Here is a 20,171-nt window from a genome sequence, read left to right as displayed (position 1 = left end):
TTAAGCGCGTGAGCAACGCCGTCACCGCCCGTATCGCCGATGGCGTCTGCGCTATCCCGGCGGAGGCATGGGATGCCTGCGCCGGCCGCGACAATCCGTTTGTCAGCCATGCCTTCCTGTCGATCCTCGAACGCTCGGGCAGCGCCCGGGCGCGCACCGGCTGGCAACCCATTCCGATCCTCGTCGACGGGGCCGATGGCCAACCCGCCGCGATCGCGCCAGCTTATGCCAAGAGCCACAGCCAGGGCGAGTATGTGTTCGACCATGCCTGGGCCGACGCATGGGAGCGGGCGGGTGGCAGCTATTACCCCAAGCTGCAGGTCGCGGTGCCCTTCACCCCAGCGCCGGGACCGCGGCTGTTGCTGCGCGATCCTGCACAAGCCCCTGCGCTCATCGCGGCGATCGAGGCGGTGACCGACCAGCATGGCCTTTCCTCCGCGCATGCGACCTTCGTCTGTCCCGATCAACTCCCCGCCTTTGAGGCGGCAGGCTGGCTGATCCGCGAAGGCACGCAATTCCACTGGCAGAATCAGGGCTACGGTGCCTTCGACGATTTCCTGGGCGAGCTCGCCAGCCGCAAGCGCAAGGCGATCCGCAAGGAACGCAGCGGTGCGATCGAAGGGCTGACGATCCGCCACGTGTCCGGCAGCGACATCACCGAAGCCGATTGGGACGCCTTTTGGGTGTTCTATCAGGACACGGGCGCGCGCAAATGGGGCCAGCCTTATCTGACGCGCCAATTCTTCTCGCTACTCGGCGAGGCCATGCCCGACCAGGTCCTGCTGATCTTCGCCGAACGCGACGGGCGACCGATTGCGGGCGCGCTCAACCTGATCGGCACCGACACGCTGTACGGCCGCTATTGGGGCTGTACCGAGGAAGTGCCCTTCCTCCATTTCGAGCTGTGCTATTATCAAGCGATCGACGCCGCCATCGCGCGCGGGCTGAAAACGGTCGAGGCGGGGGCGCAAGGCGAACACAAGCTCGCGCGCGGCTATGTGCCCGTGCCAACATGGTCAGCGCATTATATTCCCGACTTGGGCTTCCGCCGCGCCATCGCCGATTTTCTGGTCCGCGAGCGCGAGTCGGTCGAATCCGACCAGGAATTCCTCGGCGCGATGACGCCGTTCAAGCGCGGTTAGAACGGCGTCGGCACCGGGCGGATGCGCGGGCGCAGCGCTTCGTCGCTGATCTTGATGCCCGGCGCACCGTGGTCGACGCGGTAGAGCACGCTCGTCCCGTCGCGCCAGATCGGCACCAGCCCGGCATTGAACTTGGGATCATAAGCGGGCGGGCGGATCAGCCAGACATAGTCGAAGGCATTGCGCGGGAAGCGCGCCATCGCACGGCTGATCGGCCGCCACCATTCGCGCGGGCATTGCACGCTGGTCACGATCTGCGAGGGGTCGTGCGAGAAGCGCCCGGCCGGCAGATAGCGCGTCGTCAGCAATTGCGCGCCCGCCATCGACCATTGGTCGTTGGTATAGGCCATCTTCCGTTCAAGCGCGATCGCCGACAGATGTTCGAGCCGAGTCATCGTCCACGGGCTGCCGCACTCGGTGCCGATGAAGGTGACCAACCGGGCGCCGACCGGCAGATGATCGAGCGCCTTCAATTCGCGATCATAATCATCGGCGAATATCCAGAAGCTGACCGTTCCCGCCGCGATCCGCACCAGGAAAAACGCCAGCCCCGCCGCCGCCAGCGTCGCACTGCCGCGAATCGACAAGCCCTTTTTGGGGCGCACTGCGATGATCGCAATGCCGAGCATGAACGGGGCAAGCCGCATGTCGGCATAAGCCGAGCCGAACACGATGCGCGGCAACACGATGAACACCACCAGCAGGAACAGCGCGGACAGCCCAAGATTGCGCGAATATTCGACATTAGGATCGCGAAAGCCGCGGAACAGAATCAAATACAGCACCGCGATCGACGCGATATCGAACGCCATCCAGCGATCGCGCAGCGCCATCGTCAGCCAGCCGATTTTGGCGCGCCAGTTGAACCAGTCGCCCGTCTCCCCGCCGACATGCTCGCCGCTGCGCCACACCACCATCAGGATGATCGGCAACGCAAGCGGGATGCAGCCGAGCCCGGCGCGAACCCACGCCTTGATCCAGCTCATCGGCCCGCGATCGGTGCGCGCATCATGCTGGCGGACCATCTCCGCCGAACAGGCGAGCACGCCGAGCACGCCCCAGCCAAAGGTGTGGCACACCCAGATCAGGCACGACAGCGGCACAAAGATCGCCGCGCGCAACCGGAAATGCCCGGTCCGCGCCAGCCGCAACCACAAGGCAAAGGCGTTGAGCGCCAGCGCCATCGACAGCGCAAAGTTCACGAAGCCGAACTGGAAAGCGTAACTATAAGCAAGCGGCAGCGCGAACAGCGCGGTCGGCGGAATGCGCCCGTGCACTTCCCGCGCGATCCACAGGAAGCCAGTGACGGTCAGCGCCGGGATCGTCATGATGATCAGCTTGACCGCCAGTTCCAGCCCGAACAGCTTGGCCAGCGGGATGATCAGAATGTCGATCCCGAGATTGCCGATCAACTGCCAGTTGAAATTATACCAGTCGGACAGCCACGGATACGCATCGCGCGACAATTGCACGCGGTAGCGGCCCATATGTCCCGGCAAATCGACCAAGGGCGGGATTTCCGGACGCAATAACGGGATGATCGCCACCAGCGCCATCAGCGCGACGAACGTGCGTGTCTGCCACCAGTGCAGCTTTTCGAGATCCCCCTGCATTTGCGGCTCTTACCGCGCAGGTTGCTTCGGAAACAAGCCGCCTTGAACGCGATACAGAAACAGCGCCCGCTCGCGCGTGGGGATGCGCCGCAGCCAAGGCGGCGGCGCTCCCCGTTTCAGCGCCTCCGCCAGCGTTCCCGCCGCTGCCCCGCCGAAATCGTCGGCGCGCAGCGCGACATAGCGCAATTGCCATGTTTTCGCGACGGTTACGCCCTGATCGGGCTGCCCGAGGAAGAAGCGATAGACCGCCAGATTCCCGACATTGTTCCGATGATAGGGCGCGCCCACCACCTGCAATCGCGTCGCGCCGATGGCATAGGCCCCGAGATCGAGCGGAGCCAGCAACCGCCCGGGCGGCAGTGCGGCAAGGTCGAGAAGCCCCTTTTCGCCGGAGGCCGCTGCCGCATCGGCGGCACGTGCGCCGGGTTGCGCCGTGCTCGCCCGTGCGGCCACGGCTTGCGCGGCCATCGGATACAGCATCCCGGCCGAGGCAAGCCAGGCCCCCGCCAAGGACAGCGAACCGCGCGCGCGCGCCGCCGCAATGACCGCCGCCAGCGCGGGGGCCGCCAAAATTGCCCCGGCATAGGCCCCGCGCAATTGCAAGCACGTTACCAGCAAGGCCGCGACCTGCACCAACAGCATACTGGCCCAGCGCGGATCGCGCGTGACCGACACCCGCCAAGCGCTCGCTGCCACGCCCGCCACCATCACCCCGGCATAACCAATGGCGATCGGCAACGGTGTCGCAAACAGCGGCTGTGCCTCGCCCACCTTGGCCAGCCACAAGCGAGCCAGCATCGGATCCACCATGCCATAAGGCGACAAGCATTGCGGCGCGACCAGCACCATGCCGACGCCGACAACGATGACGATGATCGACCCCAATATGGCTCGGGTCGCGGGGCGCGCGATGTCGCGGGCCGCCAGTGCCATGCCCATCGGCGCAAAGGCCGCGATCACGGCGGCGCGCCAAGTGACCATCGTGAAGCCATCGCACCCGGGATAGCCCCAGGAGGAGGTCCGGAAAACGATCGACGCCGCCAGCAACCCGGCACCAAGGCCGATCCCGAAGCCCATCATCCGGTCGTCGCTCCCGGCGCTTGCCCGCAACCATCCGATGGTCATAGCGACGCCCGCCGCCGCGATCAGCGGCGCGGTTTCCAGCCCGATCACCACGCTGGCAGCAGCAGCGAGGCCGGCGACCAGCCCCGGCTCCATCGCCGGACGCGCGACCAGCGCGCGCACGACGATCAGCAGCAAAAACACCTGAAGGCCGTGATGGTCGACTCGTCCGGGCACGAAGATCGTCGTGGCAGGAAAGGCGACCGCCGCGACAACGGCGGCAGTCCGCGCGATCGCCTGACCGCCCAGCACGCGCGCGATCCGCGTCGTCAGGCAAAGCGCGCCTGCGAACAGCAAGGTCGGCCATGCGATCACCGCGACAAGCTCAGCCCAGTGGCGCCCGACGACCGGGGTCAGCGACACGATGAACGTCGCGGGGAGGAGGTCGGGAAGGCGCGACCAGTGCATTTCCAGCCCCGCCCCCCAACCCAGACGGTGTTGCGCGAGATCGGCAAAGCCCTGACCCGCAATCCAGTCGCGAATCTGCTGGAGGCGCATCATGTCGTCGGTATCGGTCAGTTGCAGCGCGGACAGCGCTGCCCAGTCGCGCCACGCCCAGCCCGCGCACAACATCGTAGCGAGCGCGAACGCACACAGCGCATCGCCCAACCGCGTCCGACGAAATTCGACCAAGTCCATGCCCGCGCTTTAGACGCAGGCCGTTAAAACAGCGTGTAGACCCGTGTTAGCGGTCGCGCCGTCCGAGCAACCGCAACCGCAACGCATTGAGCTTGATGAAGCCCGCCGCATCGCGCTGGTCATACGCGCCCTGATCGTCCTCGAAGGTGACGACCTTCTCGGAATAGAGCGAGAAGGGCGATTTGCGCCCCGTCACGATCACCGAGCCCTTGTAGAGTTTCAGCCGCACGGTGCCCGCGACCTTCTCCTGGCTATGGTCGATCGCCGCCTGCAGCATCTCGCGCTCGGGGCTGAACCACAATCCATTATAGAGCAGTTCCGCATAACGCGGCATCAGCTCGTCCTTCAAATGCGCGGCACCCCGGTCGAGCGTGATCTGCTCGATCCCGCGATGCGCCAGATGATAGATCGTGCCGCCCGGCGTTTCATACATGCCGCGCGACTTCATGCCGACGAAGCGATTCTCGACCAGATCGAGCCGCCCGATGCCGTGGCGACGGCCCATTTCGTTGAGCGTTTCGAGCAAGGTCGCCGGCGACATGCCCACGCCATTGACCGCGACGCCATCGCCACGCTCGAAATCGATCGTGATCGTCTCGGGCGCGTCGGGCGCGTCCTCGGGGTTCACCGTGCGCGAATAGACGTAATCGGGGACTTCATCCCACGGATCCTCAAGCACTTTGCCCTCGGACGAGGTGTGCAGCATGTTGGCGTCGGTCGAGAACGGGGCCTCGCCGCGCTTGTCCTTGCTTACCGCAATCTGATGCTGCTCGGCGAACTCGATCAGCTTGGTGCGGCTGGTCAGATCCCATTCGCGCCACGGCGCGATCACCTTGATGTCCGGTGCCAGCGCATAATAACCAAGCTCGAAGCGGACCTGGTCATTGCCCTTGCCGGTCGCGCCGTGGCTGACCGCATCGGCATTCACCATCCGCGCGATCTCGATCTGGCGCTTGGCGATCAGCGGCCGCGCGATCGAGGTGCCGAGCAGGTATAGCCCCTCATACAGCGCATTGGCGCGCATCATCGGGAAGACGTAATCCTTGACGAACTCTTCGCGCAGATCGTCGATGAAGATATGCTCGGGCTTGACCCCGGCCAGCTCGGCCTTCTTGCGCGCGGGCTCCAGCTCCTCGCCCTGGCCGAGATCGGCGGTGAAGGTGACGACCTCGCATTGGTAGGTCTGCTGCAGCCATTTGAGGATGACGCTGGTGTCGAGGCCGCCCGAATAGGCGAGGACGACGCGGTTGATCTTATCGGTCACGGGCAGGATCCTTCGTAGTCGCGTGCCCCCTATGCGAGGCGGCGCGGCCGTGCAACCGGGTTACCGCCGCAAACGCCGCTCGCCCTCGATCATATAATCACGCGTGATCGGCAAGACGTGGCGATTCTTGGCGAACTGCACCTGGTAATTGACCAGCCCGCCAAAGTGAAACGCAGCCCCTGCGCCGGCGAGGTAGAATTGCCACATGCGGAAAAAGCGCTCGTCATAGAGCGCCACGATCTGCGCGCGCGCCGCAACCGTACGATCGTACCAATCATCGAGCGTATAGGCATAATGCAGCCGGAGCACCTCGACATCGGTGACCATGAAGCGCAGGCTTTCATTGGCGGAAACGATCTCCGACAGGGCGGGGTTGTAGCCGCCGGGGAAAATGTACTGCGTCGTCCATTTGTCGGTCACGCCCGGGCCACCCGCGCGCCCGATCGTGTGGAGCAGCATCACGCCGTCCTCGGTCAGCAAGTCGCGACACTGGCGGAAGAAGGTCTTGTAATGTGCGGGGCCGACATGTTCGAACATGCCGACCGACACGATCCGGTCGAATTTGCCCTGCACATGGCGATAATCGATCAGTTCGAACGTGACCATGTCCGACACGCCTGCGGCCGCCGCGCGCTCCCGCGCGACTTTCAACTGCTCTTCGGACAGCGTCACCCCCAGCACCCGGGCACCGGTCATCTGGTGCAGGTACAGCGCCATCCCGCCCCAGCCGCAGCCGATGTCGAGCACGGTCATGCCGGGCTTCAGCGCCAGCTTGGCGGCGATATGCGCCTTCTTGTCGTCCTGCGCCTGCTCCAGGCTGTTGGACGGGTCGGTGAAATAGGCGCAGCTATATTGGCGGTCGGCGTCGAGGAAGAGATCGTACAGGCGGCCCGACAGATCATAATGGTGCGCAACGTTGCGCTTGGACCGGCGCGCCATGTTGATTCGACCGATGCGATGCGTCACGGCCTGGATCGCACGGCGCATCGGCGAAGGGGCAAGTCCGTTCTGTCCGGCCTCCCACGGATCGTTCATCGTCAGCAGCCGGACGAGATCGCGCACATCGCCCTGCTCGACCACCAGTCGCCCGTTCATATACGCCTCGCCCGCACCAAGCCCCGGATCGCGCACGATCGCAGCGGCAGCCCCGGCATCGGTGAAGCGGATCGCCACGTCGGGGAAACCGGGTTCGGGCGTCCCGAAGTTCAAGGTCTTGCCGTCGGCGTGGTGGACGGTGAGCGTGCCGCGCTGAACGCGCTTGGCGAGAAACAAATCAATCAGTGCCATGCACAGGCCACTAACGCGTTAAATGCCTGCATACCAATCGTAATCGACACGATCTTCCCAATATCCGCCTTTTCCGAGCCCGATCCCGGCGAGCGAGGCGACCGCGTCGATCCGCATCACATATTTGGCGTGCTTATATCCAAGCTGCCGTTCAACCCGCAGCCGGATCGGCGCACCGTGCGCCACGCTCAGCATCCGGTCGTTCATCGCCCACGCCAGAATCGTCTGGGGATGGAAAGCGTCGATCAGGTCGAGCGATTCGTAATAGGCTTGGCCCGAATAGAGATCGGCGCAGGTAAACACGACATAGCGTGCGGCCCTGCGAATATCCGCCGCATTCAGGATCGTGCCCAGCATCGGCCCGTGCCATTTGCCGATCGCGCTCCATCCCTCGACACAATCGTGCCGCGTGATCTGCGTGCGCGCCGGCATCGCCATCAACGCCTGGTGCGAAATGGAAAGCGGGCGGTTGACAAGCCCGCCGACTTCCAGCCGCCAATGCGCGAAATTCTCCGCGACCATCGCGTTATATCTGTCGGTATTGGGGTTGTTGGTGCCGTTGACACGGAAGATTGGCGACATCTGGTCGGGCCGATATTCTTTCGCCAGGCTGTTGCGATCGGTCAGCGCGCGCGCGAGGCCGTAATTCATCTTTTCGCCGGAGAACAGGATCTTGCGAAGCGACGGCGTGTTCGCGACCTGGTCGCACCCGCTGAGCAGCGCACCCGCGCCCAAGGCTCCGGTGGTGAGCAGCGCGCGCCGCGTGATGATCGCGCTCATGCCGCTTCCTCCGCATCTTGGTCGGCGGGAATCGTCCACCAGCCCGTCACCATCGATTTCACCTCGGGCCACGCCCCGGCGAGGATCACCAGCACCAGATGGACAATGATAAACAAAACCAGTCCGCTCGCCGCGATGAAATGCACCGAACGCGCCGAAGCCCGGCCGCCGAGCACATCCAGCATCCACGGCCACGCCGCGACCATGGTCGGCGACAATACCAGCCCCGACAGGATCATCATCGGGATCAGGCCGAAAATCACCAACACATAAGACAGCTTCTGGAAAATATTGAATGCGCCGGGATTTTTGGGATCGTGGAAACGGAAGGCGAGATGTTCCTTCAGATCGAACCATAAATGCGCCGGAGCGAGCTCTTTCAGCCGAATCCGCAAGTCCTTCTGAAAATGCCGGTTGACCAGGCTCGATACCATGAACGCCAGCAAACCGAACGCCAGCACCAACGCGAACAGCAAATGCCAGCGCCGCGCGATTGCCAGATTGTACCCGGCCGGGATCGTGAGAAACGATGGCGCATGGGGCGGGTTGAACCACGCATGATCCGGATTCGCGCCATATTGCCCCCAGTAAAGATGCGGATGCGCGTTGAGGATCGTCAGCCCGCTGCCGATCATGATGAAGATCGTCACCACGTTGAGCCAATGCCACAGGCGCGTCACCAGCCGGTGGCGATACAGCACCGTGGCGGCTGCCGGAGGACTATCGGAGGTCGGCGGGCTTGTGTCGGTCATACAGAACCCTATTCGAGCCAAGGGGCGGCGTGGTTACAGCTACGCCAAATCGGTCGCGCACGATATTCGAATTTCGAACGGAAGGCCTGCTTCAAGATGACAGAGCACCATTTCTACGAACCACGCAACGGCCACAGGACCGTCCCCGGCCTGGCCCACGATCCCCTGAACGCGATCGTGGCACCCCGGCCGATCGGCTGGATCAGCACGCTCAGCGCCGAGGGCGTGCGCAACCTGGCACCATATAGCTTCTTCAGCCTGTACAATTACCGCCCGCCCATCATCGGCTTCACCTCCACCGGCTGGAAGGACAGCGTCGCCAACGTCACCGCCACGGGCGAGTTCGTATGGAACCTCGCCACGCGCGATCTTGCAGAGGCGATGAATGCGAGCGCGGCGACGGTCGCGGCGGATATAGATGAATTCGACCTCGCCGGTCTGGCGATCGCACCCTCCCGCATCGTCGCGCCGCCACGGGTCGCGGCAAGCCCCGCCGCGTTCGAATGCCGTCATACCCAGACGCTGCGGCTGGCATCGGCAGATGGCACGACCCTCGACACCTGGCTGGTGCTGGGCGAGGTCGTCGGCATCCACATCGCGCCGCATCTGATCGCGGACGGTGCCTATCGCACCGCCGCCGCGCACCCGATCCTGCGGGGAGGCGGGGCAGCCGACTATTTCGAGATAGGCGAGGCCGCGCGCTTCGCGATGCGGCGGCCGGACTAGCCGCCCTTACCGTGTCGGCACCGGCTCCGCGCCGGTATAATCGTAAAAGCCGCGCTTGGTCTTGCGGCCGAACCAGCCCGCCTCGACATATTTCACCAGCAGCGGGGCCGGGCGGAATTTAGGGTCGCCCGTCCCTTCGAACAGCACGCGGGTGATTTCCAGGCACGTGTCGAGCCCGATAAAGTCGGCAAGCGTCAGCGGCCCCATCGGGTGGTTGAGCCCGAGCTGGCACGCCAGATCGATGTCGCGGATCGTCGCCACGCCCTCGCCCAGCGCGAAGCAGGCTTCGTTGAGCATCGGCATTAGGATGCGGTTTACGATGAAGCCCGGCGCATCATTGGCGTGGACGATCGCCTTGCCGAGCTTCTGCCCAAACGCCTCGACCGCCTGCACCGTCGCGTCCGAGGTGGCGAGGCCGCGGATCAGCTCGATCAAGCCCATCACCGGCACGGGGTTGAAGAAATGCACGCCGACGAAACGGCCCGCATCGGGGGCGGCCTGCGCCAGCCGCGTGATCGGGATCGAGGAAGTGTTGGACGCGAGGATCGCGGTGTCGGACAGCACCTTGCCGACCTCCGCGAAGATCGCGCGCTTGATTTCCTCGCGCTCGGTCGCCGCTTCGATGACGAGGAAGGCCGGGCCCATCTCGGCGACGCTCGCCACCGGTTCGATCAGCGCGAGGGCTGCATCGCGGGCTTGCGGCGTGATCTTTTCCTTGGTCACCAGCCGGTCGAGCGCCTTGGCGATGCCCGCTTTGCCCGCTGCAGCGCGTTCCAGCGACACGTCGCTGAGCAGCACATGAAACCCCGCTTGCGCCGAAACCTGCGCGATGCCCGCGCCCATCTGGCCCGCGCCGATTACGCCTACCGTCTGCATGCCGCTCTCCAATCCTCTCTGCTCCTTGCATCCCCCTTTTTGATTTGTCATCCTCCGACGCACAAACATTCTCGTGATGCATCCCCCAACACCCCCGCCACGGCTTCTGGACCTTGTTGCCTTGGGGCAAAGTAATTAAGCTGGGGATTGACGGCGCGGGGGCAGAACATGAAATCACGAACAAGGTTTAACTGTTACCGAATTTTGATTGCGGCATGTTCCATAGACATCGTGTCTTTTGCGGCTCCCTGCGCAGCACAGGTAAATATTGGGGTACCAGCCACGCCCGTTGCTCCGGAAAACAAGCCACTTCCCGTCGAGCAATTTATCGACGCCATTTTGCCGGCCAAGACGGAGTTGCTGCTTCAAACAACGACTTCGTTAAACTCTTCCACCTTGGCAGTCGGTCAGAAAGTGACGCTAAAAATCTCCTACGACGTCAATCTCGACGGAGCAGTTGCTATACCACGCGGAACACCGGCCTTTGCCCGTGTCACCGCTGTCAGCGGCAAAGGCATGTTCGGCAAGGCTGGGCTCATCAAGCTAGATATGGTTTCTCTCGACCTGAACGGACACAGCTACGCTATCTCGGGGCATCTCGAACAAAATGGTGCGACCAACTTGAAGAGGATGAGCACCGCAGTCGCAGTGGCCGGACCTCTGGGCGGAATGCTGACCAGCGGCAGCGACGCATTGCTCGACACGGATCGTACGATCATTGGCTTCACCGAGGAGGCCATTCCGGTTCGGGTAGCACACAAGCCCCCTGAAGTTGACCAGACACCCGAATTGTTCCGCGTCGACTCGTCAGATCTTACCCGCAAGAACTAGAGGTTTGGTGCCTGCCACTATCACGGTGCGTGCCGCGCGGGCTGCGCCTCCGCCAGGATCACCGCGAACAGCCCGTCCGGATCGGTCCACTCCGCAACCGGCGTCCATCCGCCCGCCCGCAGCAGGATGCGGGCATCGCGCGGGCCGTATTTGTGGCTGTTCTCGGTGTGGATCGTCTCGCCCGCCGCCATGTCGAACGGACGCCGCTCGATCGTGAAGGCGACGTCGCGGATCGCTTCCAGATGCATCTCGATCCGCGCGCGATCGTCGTTCCAGATCGCGCGGTGGCGAAAAGCGTCGAGCGGGATCGTCCCATCCAGTTCGCGGTTGATGCGTTCGAGCAAATTGAGGTTGAACGCCGCCGTCACGCCCTGCGCATCGTCATAGGCCGCCTCCAGCACGGCCGCATCCTTGATCCGGTCCATCCCGATCACCAGCATCGCGCCCTCGCCCAGCGACGCCTTCATCGCGCGCAGCAAATCGACACTGGAATGCGGGATCATGTTGCCGATGGTGGAGCCCGGGAAGAAGCCGAGCTTGGGCGTCTCCGTAACTTGTGCGGGCAGCGCGATCGGATGGAGGAAGTCGGCTTCCACCGGCAACACCGGCAAGCCGGGAAAGGCGGAGGCGAGCCCGGCCGAGGATTCGCGCAGGAAATCGCCTGAAATATCGATCGGCACATAAGCGGACGGCTCGACCGCACGCAGCAGGATCGGCGTTTTGGTCGAGGAACCCGATCCGAACTCGACGACAGCGCGCCCAGCGCCCGCGATCCGCGCAACCTCGGCGCAGCAGGCCCGCAGAATCGCGGTTTCGGTGCGCGTCGGATAATATTCGGGCAGATCGGTGATCGCTTCGAACAATTCCGATCCGCGCCGGTCATAGAACCAGCGCGCCGGAATCGCGCGCGGGCGGCTGGCAAAGCCGCGCAGCACGTCGTGGCGAAACGCCGGATCGGCGAGCGTGACCTGGCCATCCTCGATTTCGGGCTTCAACATCTCAAAGATCCTTCGCCAGCCGAACGCCGGTGAATTGCCAGCGCTGGTGCGGATAAAAGAAATTGCGGTAGCTTGCCCGCATATGGCCGCGCGGTGTCGCGCACGATCCCCCGCGCAGCACACACTGCCCGCTCATGAACTTGCCGTTATATTCGCCAACCGCGCCTTCGACCGCGCGAAAGCCGGGATAGGGCCGGAACGCGCTGCCGGTCCATTCCCACACATCCCCGAAGAAAGCAGGCCCACCCGTCGCCGGGCGCGGCTCGACCGGGCCGGCCATGTCCATCTGGTTGCCACCCGCGGGATCATGCGACGCAGCCGCGGCTTCCCATTCGGCCTCGGTCGGCAAGCGCGCGCCCGCCCAGCTGGCATAAGCGTCGGCTTCGTAGAAGCTGACATGCGTTACCGGAGCGGCGGGATCGATCGCACGTCGCCCGTCAAGCCCGAAGCGCGTCCAGCCGCCATCGGCCCGCTCCCAATAGAGCGGCGCGGCAATGCGTTCGCGCTGCACCCATGCCCAGCCATCGGACAGCCAATGGCGCGGTTCGGCATAGCCGCCATCGGCGACGAACGCGGCCCATTCGCCATTGGTGACGGTGCGATCGGCCAGCGCATGAGCGCCGAGCAACACCGCATGGCGCGGCCCCTCGGCATCGAAGGCGAACCCTTCGCCGTCGTACCCGATTTCGACAATCCCGCGTGCGCCCTCGATCCAGCCGACCGGCCCCGGCATCGCCACAGGCACCTTGCGTGGGGGTGCCCATATGGCGGGTTCGACCGGGTTCTGCGCCATCAGATGGACAATATCGGTGACGAGCAATTCCTGGTGCTGCTGTTCATGCTGGCAGCCCAGTGCCACCAGGTCTTGTGCCGCCTTGGGAAGATCGGGCAGCGCCGCTGCCAGCGCCGCATCGACATGCGCGCGATAGGCCAGGATCTCCTCAAGCGATGGCCGCGTCACCATGCCGCGCCGCGCGCGCGCGTGGCGCTTGCCCTCGGCCTCGTAATAGCTGTTGAACAGGAACGGAAAGCGCGCGTCATAAAGCGCATACCCACCGACGAAATCGCGCAACACGAACGTTTCGAAAAACCAGCTCGTATGCGCCAGATGCCATTTCGCGGGCGAGGCGTCTTCCATCGACTGCACGGTGGCGTCGGCATCCGACAGCGGTGCGACCAACGCGACCGACAGCGCGCGGACGGCTCGAAAACGCTCCACCAGCGGGCTTGCCGGGCGTTTGGGGACTGGTCGCCTTTGCATCGTCATGTCCCCTTCCCTCAGAAACGCCAGCCGTGCTAGCGCGTCGCTCCCGGTCGCCACAAAACGTCGCCACCCGCCATTTGGTTCACTATGCGCGCGGCGACGAACAGATAATCCGACAGACGGTTGAGATAGGCGAGCGCGAGCGGATTGAAAGCCTCCGTCCGCGTCGCCGCGACCGCAGTACGCTCGGCGCGACGCACCGTCGCGCGGGCGATGTGGAGTGCCGCTGCCCCGGCTGTTCCGCCCGGCAGGATGAAACTGGTCAAGGGTGCCAGACCAGCGTTCATCCGGTCGATCTCCGCCTCAAGCCGTTCGACTTGCGCCGTCACCACCCGCAGCGTCCTTTCAGACGGTGCGAAGTCGTCGCCGTCGCTCTCGGCTTTCGGTGTCGCGAGATCGGCACCAAGATCGAACAAATCGTTCTGGATACGCTCGAGCCATGCCGACAATTCGGCGGCGGGCAACCCCTCTTGCGCCAGCGCGGCGATCGCCGCGCCAATCGCGCTATTGGCTTCGTCGACATCGCCCATCGCCGCCAGCCGCGCGGCGTCCTTGGCAATGCGCGATCCGTCGACCAACCCGGTCGTGCCGTCATCGCCGGTACGCGTGTAGATGCGGTTGAGCTTGACCATATTTTATCCCAACCGCCGGGCTGCGCCCAAAGCGAAGCTCAGCCCTTGCCCGCGAGCCACATCAACAACACAACCAGGAAAATCGCGACCGCCTGCAACATCACGCGATATTGCATCATCTGGTTGGACCGCACCGACGATGCGATCCGCGCCTCGCCCGGGTTCGCCCCGTCGCGCAAATCCTGGCTCGCGCCGAGCAGGAAAATGACCAGTCCGCGAACCAGCACGACGACCACCGCGATCATCGCGGCGACCAGCAGGATTGTCAGGAAAGTGCTCATGCCCCTAACCTAGGCGCTTTGCCCGGCAATGCCAATGCCCGCTCCCCCGGCCCGCAACCGCGCCGCCAGCGCCCGCCCATCTTCGCCGCGCAACCGCACGCTTTCGAGCGTCGGCGCGTCGTTGCGCTTGGCCAGCCGCTGCCCGTCGGGGCCGACCAGCAGCGCATGATGGTGATAGAGTGGCGTCGGCAGCCCCAGCAGCGCCTGTAGCAACCGATGCACGTCGGTCGCCGCGAACAGATCGGCCCCGCGCATGACATGGGTTACGCCTTGCGCCGCATCGTCGACCGTCACCGCGAGATGATAGCTGGCCAGCGCATCCTTGCGCGCCAGCACGACATCACCTTGCGCCAGCGGATCGGCGCGCACTCGCCCGGCATCCGCATCGCGCCACCACAGGCACTCGCCTGCCGCCAGCGCCACCGCGCGCGCCATATCCAGCCGCCAGGCATGCGGCACCCCGCCTGAGATCCGCGTCGCGCGTTCCGCCGCGCTCAACCCCCGGCACGTTCCCGGATAGACCGCTTCGGGACCATGCGGGGCCGACTGGCTCGCGGCGATTTCGGCGCGCGTGCAGAAACAGGGATAGAGCAGCCCCATGTCCCGCAAGCGCGCCAGCGCCGCGGCATAGGCATCGCCGCGCGTCGACTGGAACAGCACCGCCCCGTCCCAATCCAGCCCCAGCCACTGAAGGTCGGCCAGGATCGCAGCGACATGATCGGCGCGGCTGCGCGTGCCATCGATATCCTCGATCCGCAGGAGGAAGCGCCCGCCGCCCGCGCGCGCCAGATCGTACGCCAGCACCGCCGAATAGGCGTGCCCCAGATGCAGCCGCCCTGTCGGACTCGGCGCAAAGCGCGTAACGACGTCGCGCACGATCACCCCAACACCGCTCTTGACCACGAGTCGCGCGCTGTGCTGAAATCGTTAACGACAGGGTGCGGTGTCATCACAGCGTCATCCTAATGGGCTTGAAGCCCGGCAGGAAGCGCCACTCAGTGGTAAAAGGGGGTCCGTATGTACCATCCCGATCTGATCCGCCATCCGGATGGCTGTCCCGCACTCGTGCTCAATGCGGACTATACCCCGCTGAGCTATTATCCGCTTTCGCTATGGCCGTGGCAGACCGCGATCAAGGCGGTGTTCCTCGACCGCGTCGACATCGTCGCCGAATATGAACGCGAAGTGCGCAGCCCGACGCAGCGGATCAAGCTGCCCTCGGTGATCGCGCTGAAATCCTATGTGCGACCCTCGGCCTTTCCCGCCTTCACGCGCTTCAACCTCTTCTTGCGCGACAAGTTCATGTGCCAATATTGCGGGGCCGGTCACGATCTGACCTTCGACCATATCGTGCCGCGCGCGCAGGGCGGGCGTACCACCTGGGAGAACGTCGCCACCGCTTGCTCGCCATGCAACCTCAAGAAAGGCGGTCGCACGCCCAAGCAGGCGGGCATGCCGCTGCACATCGACGCGATCCGCCCGACCAGCTGGCAATTGCAGGAACATGGCCGCCGTTACCCGCCCAACTTCCTGCACGATACCTGGCATGACTGGCTGTATTGGGATGTCGAGCTGGAAGCATAGGCTGCGGACGCTACGGTTTTTGCAACCGAAACGTTGACCCCCGCGCTGCCGCAATGCAGCATGGACCCATGGCAACCCTCCCCGGCATCGCAAACAATCCCGACATCCGTTTCCTGGGCAAATTGCTCGGCGATGTCATCCGCGCTTATGGCGGCGAGACGCTGTACGAGCGCACCGAACATATCCGCGCTGCCTCGGTCGACCGGCATCGCGGCGGCACCGAGGGCGATCTCGGGCTCGACCGGCTGAGTCTGGACGAAACGCTCGATTTCGTGCGCGGCTTCATGCTGTTCTCAATGCTCGCCAATCTCGCCGAGGATCGCCAGGGCGTCGCCGCCGAACGCGGGGCCGACCTTGCCGCAGCACTCGAACGGCTGGCGGGCGAGGGCATCGACAAAGCCCAGGTAATGCATCTGCTCGATCACGCGCTGATCGCCCCCGTGCTGACCGCGCACCCGACCGAAGTGCGCCGCAAATCGATGATCGACCACCGCAACCGCATCGCCGCGCTGATGCTGCTGCGCGATGGCGGGGCCACCGAAACCCCCGATGGCGACAATGTCGAAGAGGCGATCCTGCGCCAGATCGCCTTGCTGTGGCAGACGCGCGTGCTGCGGCGCGAGCGGCTGTACGTCACCGACGAAGTCGAGACCGCGCTCAGCTATTTGCGCGAGGTGTTCCTCCCCGCCCTCCCCGCGCTCTATCAGCGCTGGGACCGCGCGCTTGGCGAACGCGTGCCGAGCTTCGTGCGGCCGGGCAGCTGGATCGGCGGCGACCGTGACGGCAACCCCTTCGTCACCGCCGACAGTCTGACCACCGCGCTCGCCAAGGCGAGCGAAGCGGTTTTGGTCTATTATCTCGACGCGGTTCATGCGCTGGGTGCCGAACTGTCGATCTCGACCGATCTCGCCCCCGCCGATGCCGGCGTGCAGGCGCTGGCCGAGGCGAGCGGCGACACCGCCGAAAGCCGCAGCGACGAGCCCTATCGCCGCGCGCTGTCGGGCATTTACGCGCGCCTCGCCGCGACGCATCTCGCGCTGACCGGCAAACCCGCACCGCGCCCCGGCGCGCTGAAGGGCGAACGTTACCCCGATCCACAGGCCTTCCGCGCCGATCTCGTGATCATCGCGCGCGCGCTGCGGCAGGAAGACCATCAGGGGGGCGGAGCCTTGTCCTCGGGCGGCGCGCTCGGGCGGCTGGTGCGTGCGGTCGAGACCTTCGGCTTCCATCTGGCGACGCTCGATTTGCGCCAGAACAGCGCGGTGCACGAACGCGTCGTCGCCGAACTGCTCAAGGTCGCCGGCGTCGAGGGGGATTATCTCAGCCTCGGCGAATCGCAGCGCGTCTCGCTGCTGCGCCACGAACTGTCCAACGCCCGCCCGCTCGCCAGCCCGTTCGCCGCCTATTCGGACGAAACGCAGTCCGAACTCGCCATCCTGCGCGCCGCCGCACAAGCGCACGCCACTTATGGCCCGGCCTGCATCGCGCAGCACATCGTCTCGATGGCGCAATCGGTCTCGGATCTGCTCGAACTCAACATCCTGCTGAAGGAAGTCGGCCTGTACCGCCCCGGCGGGGCCTCTGGCGAGCCGTCGAGCGCCGCGATCATGGCGGTGCCGCTGTTCGAGACGATCGGCGATCTGGAGGCCGCCCCCGCGATCATGACCGAATGGTTCGCGCTGCCCGAGGTGCGCGGCATCACCGCCGCGCGCAGCTTCCAGGAAGTGATGATCGGCTATTCGGACAGCAACAAGGACGGGGGTTACCTCACCTCGACCTGGAGCCTGTCCAAGGCCTCGACCGCGCTGAAAAGCGTGTTCGCCAATGCGGGCGTCGGCATGCAATTGTTCCACGGCCGCGGCGGCGCGGTCGGGCGTGGCGGCGGATCGTCCTTCGCCGCGATCCGCGCGCAACCGCCCGGCACGGTGCAGGGCCGCATCCGCATCACCGAACAGGGCGAAGTGATCGCGGGCAAATATGGCACCCGCGACAGCGCTATGACCAATTTGGAAGCGATGGCCTCGGCCACCTTGCTCGCCAGCCTGGAGCCAGACGCGCTGTCGGCGGCGGACACCGCGCGCTTCTCGGCGGCGATGGACACGCTCTCCGCCTCCGCCTTCGCGGCGTATCGCGATCTGGTGTACGGCAGCAACGGTGACGATCGCGGTTTCCGCACCTTCTTCCGCCAGATGACGCCGCTCGCCGAAATCTCCGGCCTCAAGATCGGCAGCCGCCCGGCCAGCCGCACCAAATCCGACCGGATCGAGGATCTGCGCGCCATCCCCTGGGTGTTCAGCTGGGCGCAGGCACGCGTGATGCTGCCGGGCTGGTACGGCGTCGGCCATGCGCTGTCGGCATTCGAGGACAAGGGTTTGCTCGCCGAAATGGCGCAGGGCTGGCCGTTCTTCGCCGCCAGCCTCGCCAATATGGAACAGGTGATCGCGAAGTCCGACATGGGCATTGCCGCGCGCTATGCCGGGCTGGTCGAGGATCGCGCGCTTGCCGATGCGATCTTCCCGCGCATCGAAAGCGGCTGGCAGCAAGCGCATGACGGGCTGCTGCAAGTCACCGGCCAATCGCGCCTGCTGGAGGCGCACCCCGCGCTCGACGCCTCGATCCGCCTGCGCCTGCCCTATATCGAGCCGCTCAACCTGCTCCAGATCGAACTGATCAAGCGCCGCCGCGCGGGCGACGAGGATCCGCGGATCGGCGAGGGCATCCTGCTGTCGATCAACGCGATCGCGACCGCGCTGCGCAACAGCGGCTAGGGTTGCTCGCTTTCCTCCCTTGTGTATTATATTGATACTACACAAGGGAGGTGCCGCAATGTGGATGGCAACGAGGCTTACGCTGGCTTTGGCCGCGAGCATGACGTTTGCGGCGGCAGCACAGGCAAACTGCTCCGCGACCAAGATCGCGATCGGCCACCAGCGCCTTTTCGTCGATCTCGGCGGCAACGGGCCGGTGACGCTGGTGTTCGAAGCGGGCAATGGCGACGATTCGCGGGTCTGGGCCAATTTGGTGCCGAAAGCGCAGGCGCTTGGGGTACGGACCTTCGTGTATGATCGCGCCGGGCTGGGCCAGAGCGACCGGCGACAAGGTGCCTATTCGATCGACAAGGACGTGCGCGCGCTACGGGGCGCTCTGGATCGCTGCGCGGTGCAAGGCCCGGTAATCCTGGTCGCGCACTCTTATGGCGGCTTCATCGCCCATCTGCTGGCCGCGCAGGACCGGCGCGTCGCCGGAATGGTGCTGGTGGATGCCAATATCCCCGCCTTTTTCGACCCGGCCGAAACCGAAGCCATCGTCGGGCGCTATCGCCCGCAATATGCTGCCCTTCGCGCCCAAGCTCCGGCGCTGGCTGAACTGCTGATCCCGATCATCGAGGCCTATCCAAAGACGGCGCGACGTGCGCGCGCGGTCGCCCTGCCGCCTGCTTTGCCGGTGATCGACATCGTGGCGGAACGGTCCTGGGCGGAGACGCCGGACGAGGCAGCCCGGATGCGGGCCGCGCACGCGGCCTTCGTCGCAGCGAACCCGCGACGCAGCGCGATGCTCGCCGACGGCAGTTCGCACGCCGTGATGAAAGACCGCCCCGATGTCGTTCTCGCCGCAATCACGCAAATGGTCGCGCAGGTGCGGGGCGAAAAGACAGGACGCTAACGGTCAAGCAGGCGCAACGCCCGGATCGAGCGTTGCGGAGAGCACCTGACCCCGCGCGTACAGCCCGGTCAGCATCCCCGCACCGATCACATGGCCCGCAATCGCGTTGAGCACCGCGCCGCGCCCAGGTGCCTCGCCCAAGTCGGCGGCCGGGCAATCGAGCGCAAACAGTTGGAAGACGTAGCGATGCTCGCCATGCCCCTTGGGCGGATCGGGCGCGAGCCAGCTTTGCGAGAGGAAGGAATTCTTGCCGGTGTCGCCAGTTGCGGCATCGGCAACGATCGCTCCTTCTGCCAGCGCGTGCATTCCCGCCGGCAGGCCCCACACAATTGCGTGGACCAGCGGCGCGGGCGTGGGCGAATCGGCATCCTCGACGATCAGCGCCAGGCTCTGCGTGCCCGGCGGCAGTGCGTCCCATACGAGCGGCGGCGATACGCCCGCGCCGTCGGCGGTGAAGCGCACCGGCATCTCCGTCCAGTCGGCAAAGGCAGGGCTGCTGAGCGCAATCGGTGCGAAACCGCTGCCCAGGGCCGGGTTGACGATGACCAGATGCTCCGCGCCCGCACGCACCCCGCTGAGCGAAGCGCCAAGCCATTCGGGAAGATGTTCGAGCATCGCTGCGACCTTTTTGTGGGTTTACGCCTTGAAGCCCTGGACGAGGCAACAGGTTCCGCGCGACCCTGATAAAAGCCGCGCCGCGCCGAAATACGTATCACT

19 protein-coding genes are annotated in these 20,171 nt (G+C 65.1%); 6 read left to right on the top strand and 13 right to left on the bottom strand.

Annotated features, from left to right (window positions below):
* The first annotated feature begins 8 nt into the window (after positions 1-8).
* Positions 9-1,142, top strand: a complete 1,134-nt coding sequence (locus tag ACP7BY_RS07320) for a GNAT family N-acetyltransferase (protein ID WP_033966202.1) — start codon at positions 9-11, stop codon at positions 1,140-1,142.
* Here ACP7BY_RS07320 and ACP7BY_RS07315 read toward each other — a convergent pair.
* From ACP7BY_RS07315 to ACP7BY_RS07290, 6 genes are read right to left on the bottom strand one after another with little or no spacing between them, the layout of a single operon-like run.
* Positions 1,139-2,755, bottom strand: a complete 1,617-nt coding sequence (locus ACP7BY_RS07315) for a hypothetical protein (RefSeq protein WP_137903163.1) — start codon at positions 2,753-2,755, stop codon at positions 1,139-1,141. The two genes, ACP7BY_RS07320 and ACP7BY_RS07315, sit on opposite strands and share 4 nt — an antisense overlap.
* Positions 2,756-2,764: 9 nt before the next feature.
* Entirely contained in the window at positions 2,765-4,516 is a 1,752-nt protein-coding gene (locus ACP7BY_RS07310) for a hypothetical protein (protein ID WP_209515842.1), read from the bottom strand.
* A 46-nt stretch (positions 4,517-4,562) separates the two neighbouring features.
* A complete protein-coding gene (locus tag ACP7BY_RS07305) occupies positions 4,563-5,780 on the bottom strand; it encodes an argininosuccinate synthase (RefSeq protein ID WP_033966199.1) in 1,218 nt (405 codons plus the stop codon).
* Positions 5,781-5,840: 60 nt separating this feature from the next.
* Positions 5,841-7,067 (bottom strand): SAM-dependent methyltransferase, encoded by a 1,227-nt coding sequence (locus ACP7BY_RS07300; protein ID WP_033966198.1) that lies wholly within the window; start codon positions 7,065-7,067, stop codon positions 5,841-5,843.
* 18 nt (positions 7,068-7,085) lie between these two features.
* Complete coding sequence (locus tag ACP7BY_RS07295; protein WP_033966197.1) at positions 7,086-7,847, bottom strand: molybdopterin-dependent oxidoreductase; 762 nt, start codon at positions 7,845-7,847, stop codon at positions 7,086-7,088.
* The gene (locus tag ACP7BY_RS07290; protein WP_126846694.1) at positions 7,844-8,599 is read right to left on the bottom strand and encodes a cytochrome b/b6 domain-containing protein; all 756 of its coding nucleotides are present in this window, start codon (positions 8,597-8,599) and stop codon (positions 7,844-7,846) included. The genes ACP7BY_RS07295 and ACP7BY_RS07290 overlap by 4 nt, the downstream gene beginning before the upstream one ends.
* A gap of 96 nt (positions 8,600-8,695) precedes the next feature.
* Between ACP7BY_RS07290 and ACP7BY_RS07285 the strand changes: the two genes are divergently transcribed.
* Entirely contained in the window at positions 8,696-9,325 is a 630-nt protein-coding gene (locus ACP7BY_RS07285; protein WP_033966196.1) for a flavin reductase family protein, read from the top strand.
* Between the two features lie 6 nt (positions 9,326-9,331).
* Here ACP7BY_RS07285 and ACP7BY_RS07280 read toward each other — a convergent pair whose 3' ends face one another.
* Positions 9,332-10,201, bottom strand: coding sequence for a 3-hydroxyacyl-CoA dehydrogenase NAD-binding domain-containing protein (locus ACP7BY_RS07280; RefSeq protein ID WP_033966195.1), 870 nt, complete (start codon positions 10,199-10,201; stop codon positions 9,332-9,334).
* 168 nt (positions 10,202-10,369) lie between these two features.
* On the opposite strand from ACP7BY_RS07280, the gene ACP7BY_RS07275 reads away from it, so the two are divergent.
* Positions 10,370-11,032: a hypothetical protein gene (locus ACP7BY_RS07275; RefSeq protein WP_126846690.1), complete on the top strand. Its 663-nt coding sequence runs from the start codon at positions 10,370-10,372 to the stop codon at positions 11,030-11,032.
* A gap of 20 nt (positions 11,033-11,052) precedes the next feature.
* On the opposite strand, the gene egtD is transcribed toward ACP7BY_RS07275, so the two are convergent.
* The 5 genes from egtD to gluQRS are packed head-to-tail and all read right to left on the bottom strand — an operon-like array spanning position 11,053 to position 15,089.
* A complete protein-coding gene (gene egtD / locus ACP7BY_RS07270) occupies positions 11,053-12,030 on the bottom strand; it encodes an L-histidine N(alpha)-methyltransferase (RefSeq protein WP_033966193.1) in 978 nt (325 codons plus the stop codon).
* A gap of 1 nt (position 12,031) precedes the next feature.
* The gene (gene egtB, locus ACP7BY_RS07265; RefSeq protein WP_052192462.1) at positions 12,032-13,291 is read right to left on the bottom strand and encodes an ergothioneine biosynthesis protein EgtB; all 1,260 of its coding nucleotides are present in this window, start codon (positions 13,289-13,291) and stop codon (positions 12,032-12,034) included.
* A gap of 35 nt (positions 13,292-13,326) precedes the next feature.
* Complete coding sequence (locus ACP7BY_RS07260; protein ID WP_033966192.1) at positions 13,327-13,926, bottom strand: cob(I)yrinic acid a,c-diamide adenosyltransferase; 600 nt, start codon at positions 13,924-13,926, stop codon at positions 13,327-13,329.
* A gap of 38 nt (positions 13,927-13,964) precedes the next feature.
* Entirely contained in the window at positions 13,965-14,207 is a 243-nt protein-coding gene (locus tag ACP7BY_RS07255) for a twin transmembrane helix small protein (protein ID WP_033966191.1), read from the bottom strand.
* A 9-nt stretch (positions 14,208-14,216) separates the two neighbouring features.
* The gene (gene gluQRS / locus ACP7BY_RS07250; protein ID WP_137903168.1) at positions 14,217-15,089 is read right to left on the bottom strand and encodes a tRNA glutamyl-Q(34) synthetase GluQRS; all 873 of its coding nucleotides are present in this window, start codon (positions 15,087-15,089) and stop codon (positions 14,217-14,219) included.
* A gap of 135 nt (positions 15,090-15,224) precedes the next feature.
* Here gluQRS and ACP7BY_RS07245 point away from each other — a divergent pair, with 135 nt between their 5' ends.
* The 3 genes from ACP7BY_RS07245 (at position 15,225) to ACP7BY_RS07235 (ending at position 19,454) form a co-directional block, all read left to right on the top strand.
* The gene (locus tag ACP7BY_RS07245; RefSeq protein ID WP_033966190.1) at positions 15,225-15,791 is read left to right on the top strand and encodes an HNH endonuclease; all 567 of its coding nucleotides are present in this window, start codon (positions 15,225-15,227) and stop codon (positions 15,789-15,791) included.
* A 68-nt stretch (positions 15,792-15,859) separates the two neighbouring features.
* Positions 15,860-18,559: a phosphoenolpyruvate carboxylase gene (gene ppc, locus ACP7BY_RS07240; protein ID WP_033966211.1), complete on the top strand. Its 2,700-nt coding sequence runs from the start codon at positions 15,860-15,862 to the stop codon at positions 18,557-18,559.
* Positions 18,560-18,617: 58 nt separating this feature from the next.
* On the top strand, positions 18,618-19,454 hold the full coding sequence (locus ACP7BY_RS07235) for an alpha/beta fold hydrolase (RefSeq protein WP_052192461.1): 837 nt from the start codon (positions 18,618-18,620) through the stop codon (positions 19,452-19,454).
* Between the two features lie 3 nt (positions 19,455-19,457).
* Here ACP7BY_RS07235 and ACP7BY_RS07230 read toward each other — a convergent pair whose 3' ends face one another.
* Positions 19,458-20,069, bottom strand: a complete 612-nt coding sequence (locus ACP7BY_RS07230; RefSeq protein WP_033966189.1) for a YbhB/YbcL family Raf kinase inhibitor-like protein — start codon at positions 20,067-20,069, stop codon at positions 19,458-19,460.
* Positions 20,070-20,171 lie beyond the last annotated feature (102 nt).

The sequence above is a fragment of the Sphingomonas sp. PSPC2-2 genome, assembly GCF_049897725.1.
GTDB lineage: Bacteria > Pseudomonadota > Alphaproteobacteria > Sphingomonadales > Sphingomonadaceae > Sphingomonas.
The sequence above is the reverse complement of the archived record's forward strand: the minus strand, read 5'-3'. Positions and strand labels throughout refer to the sequence as shown.

What these genes read in the sequence shown, in the direction of transcription:
- egtB (WP_052192462.1), bottom strand. Translation starts at nt 13,291, where the DNA reads ATGCAAAGGCGACCAGTCCCCAAACGCCCGGCAAGCCCGCTGGTGGAG.
- ACP7BY_RS07235 (WP_052192461.1), top strand. Translation starts at nt 18,618, where the DNA reads ATGTGGATGGCAACGAGGCTTACGCTGGCTTTGGCCGCGAGCATGACG.
- ACP7BY_RS07280 (WP_033966195.1), bottom strand. Translation starts at nt 10,201, where the DNA reads ATGCAGACGGTAGGCGTAATCGGCGCGGGCCAGATGGGCGCGGGCATC.
- ppc (WP_033966211.1), top strand. Translation starts at nt 15,860, where the DNA reads ATGGCAACCCTCCCCGGCATCGCAAACAATCCCGACATCCGTTTCCTG.
- ACP7BY_RS07245 (WP_033966190.1), top strand. Translation starts at nt 15,225, where the DNA reads ATGTACCATCCCGATCTGATCCGCCATCCGGATGGCTGTCCCGCACTC.
- ACP7BY_RS07275 (WP_126846690.1), top strand. Translation starts at nt 10,370, where the DNA reads ATGAAATCACGAACAAGGTTTAACTGTTACCGAATTTTGATTGCGGCA.
- egtD (WP_033966193.1), bottom strand. Translation starts at nt 12,030, where the DNA reads ATGTTGAAGCCCGAAATCGAGGATGGCCAGGTCACGCTCGCCGATCCG.
- ACP7BY_RS07315 (WP_137903163.1), bottom strand. Translation starts at nt 2,755, where the DNA reads ATGCAGGGGGATCTCGAAAAGCTGCACTGGTGGCAGACACGCACGTTC.
- ACP7BY_RS07300 (WP_033966198.1), bottom strand. Translation starts at nt 7,067, where the DNA reads ATGGCACTGATTGATTTGTTTCTCGCCAAGCGCGTTCAGCGCGGCACG.
- ACP7BY_RS07255 (WP_033966191.1), bottom strand. Translation starts at nt 14,207, where the DNA reads ATGAGCACTTTCCTGACAATCCTGCTGGTCGCCGCGATGATCGCGGTG.
- ACP7BY_RS07290 (WP_126846694.1), bottom strand. Translation starts at nt 8,599, where the DNA reads ATGACCGACACAAGCCCGCCGACCTCCGATAGTCCTCCGGCAGCCGCC.
- ACP7BY_RS07260 (WP_033966192.1), bottom strand. Translation starts at nt 13,926, where the DNA reads ATGGTCAAGCTCAACCGCATCTACACGCGTACCGGCGATGACGGCACG.
- ACP7BY_RS07295 (WP_033966197.1), bottom strand. Translation starts at nt 7,847, where the DNA reads ATGAGCGCGATCATCACGCGGCGCGCGCTGCTCACCACCGGAGCCTTG.
- ACP7BY_RS07310 (WP_209515842.1), bottom strand. Translation starts at nt 4,516, where the DNA reads ATGGACTTGGTCGAATTTCGTCGGACGCGGTTGGGCGATGCGCTGTGT.
- ACP7BY_RS07285 (WP_033966196.1), top strand. Translation starts at nt 8,696, where the DNA reads ATGACAGAGCACCATTTCTACGAACCACGCAACGGCCACAGGACCGTC.
- ACP7BY_RS07230 (WP_033966189.1), bottom strand. Translation starts at nt 20,069, where the DNA reads ATGCTCGAACATCTTCCCGAATGGCTTGGCGCTTCGCTCAGCGGGGTG.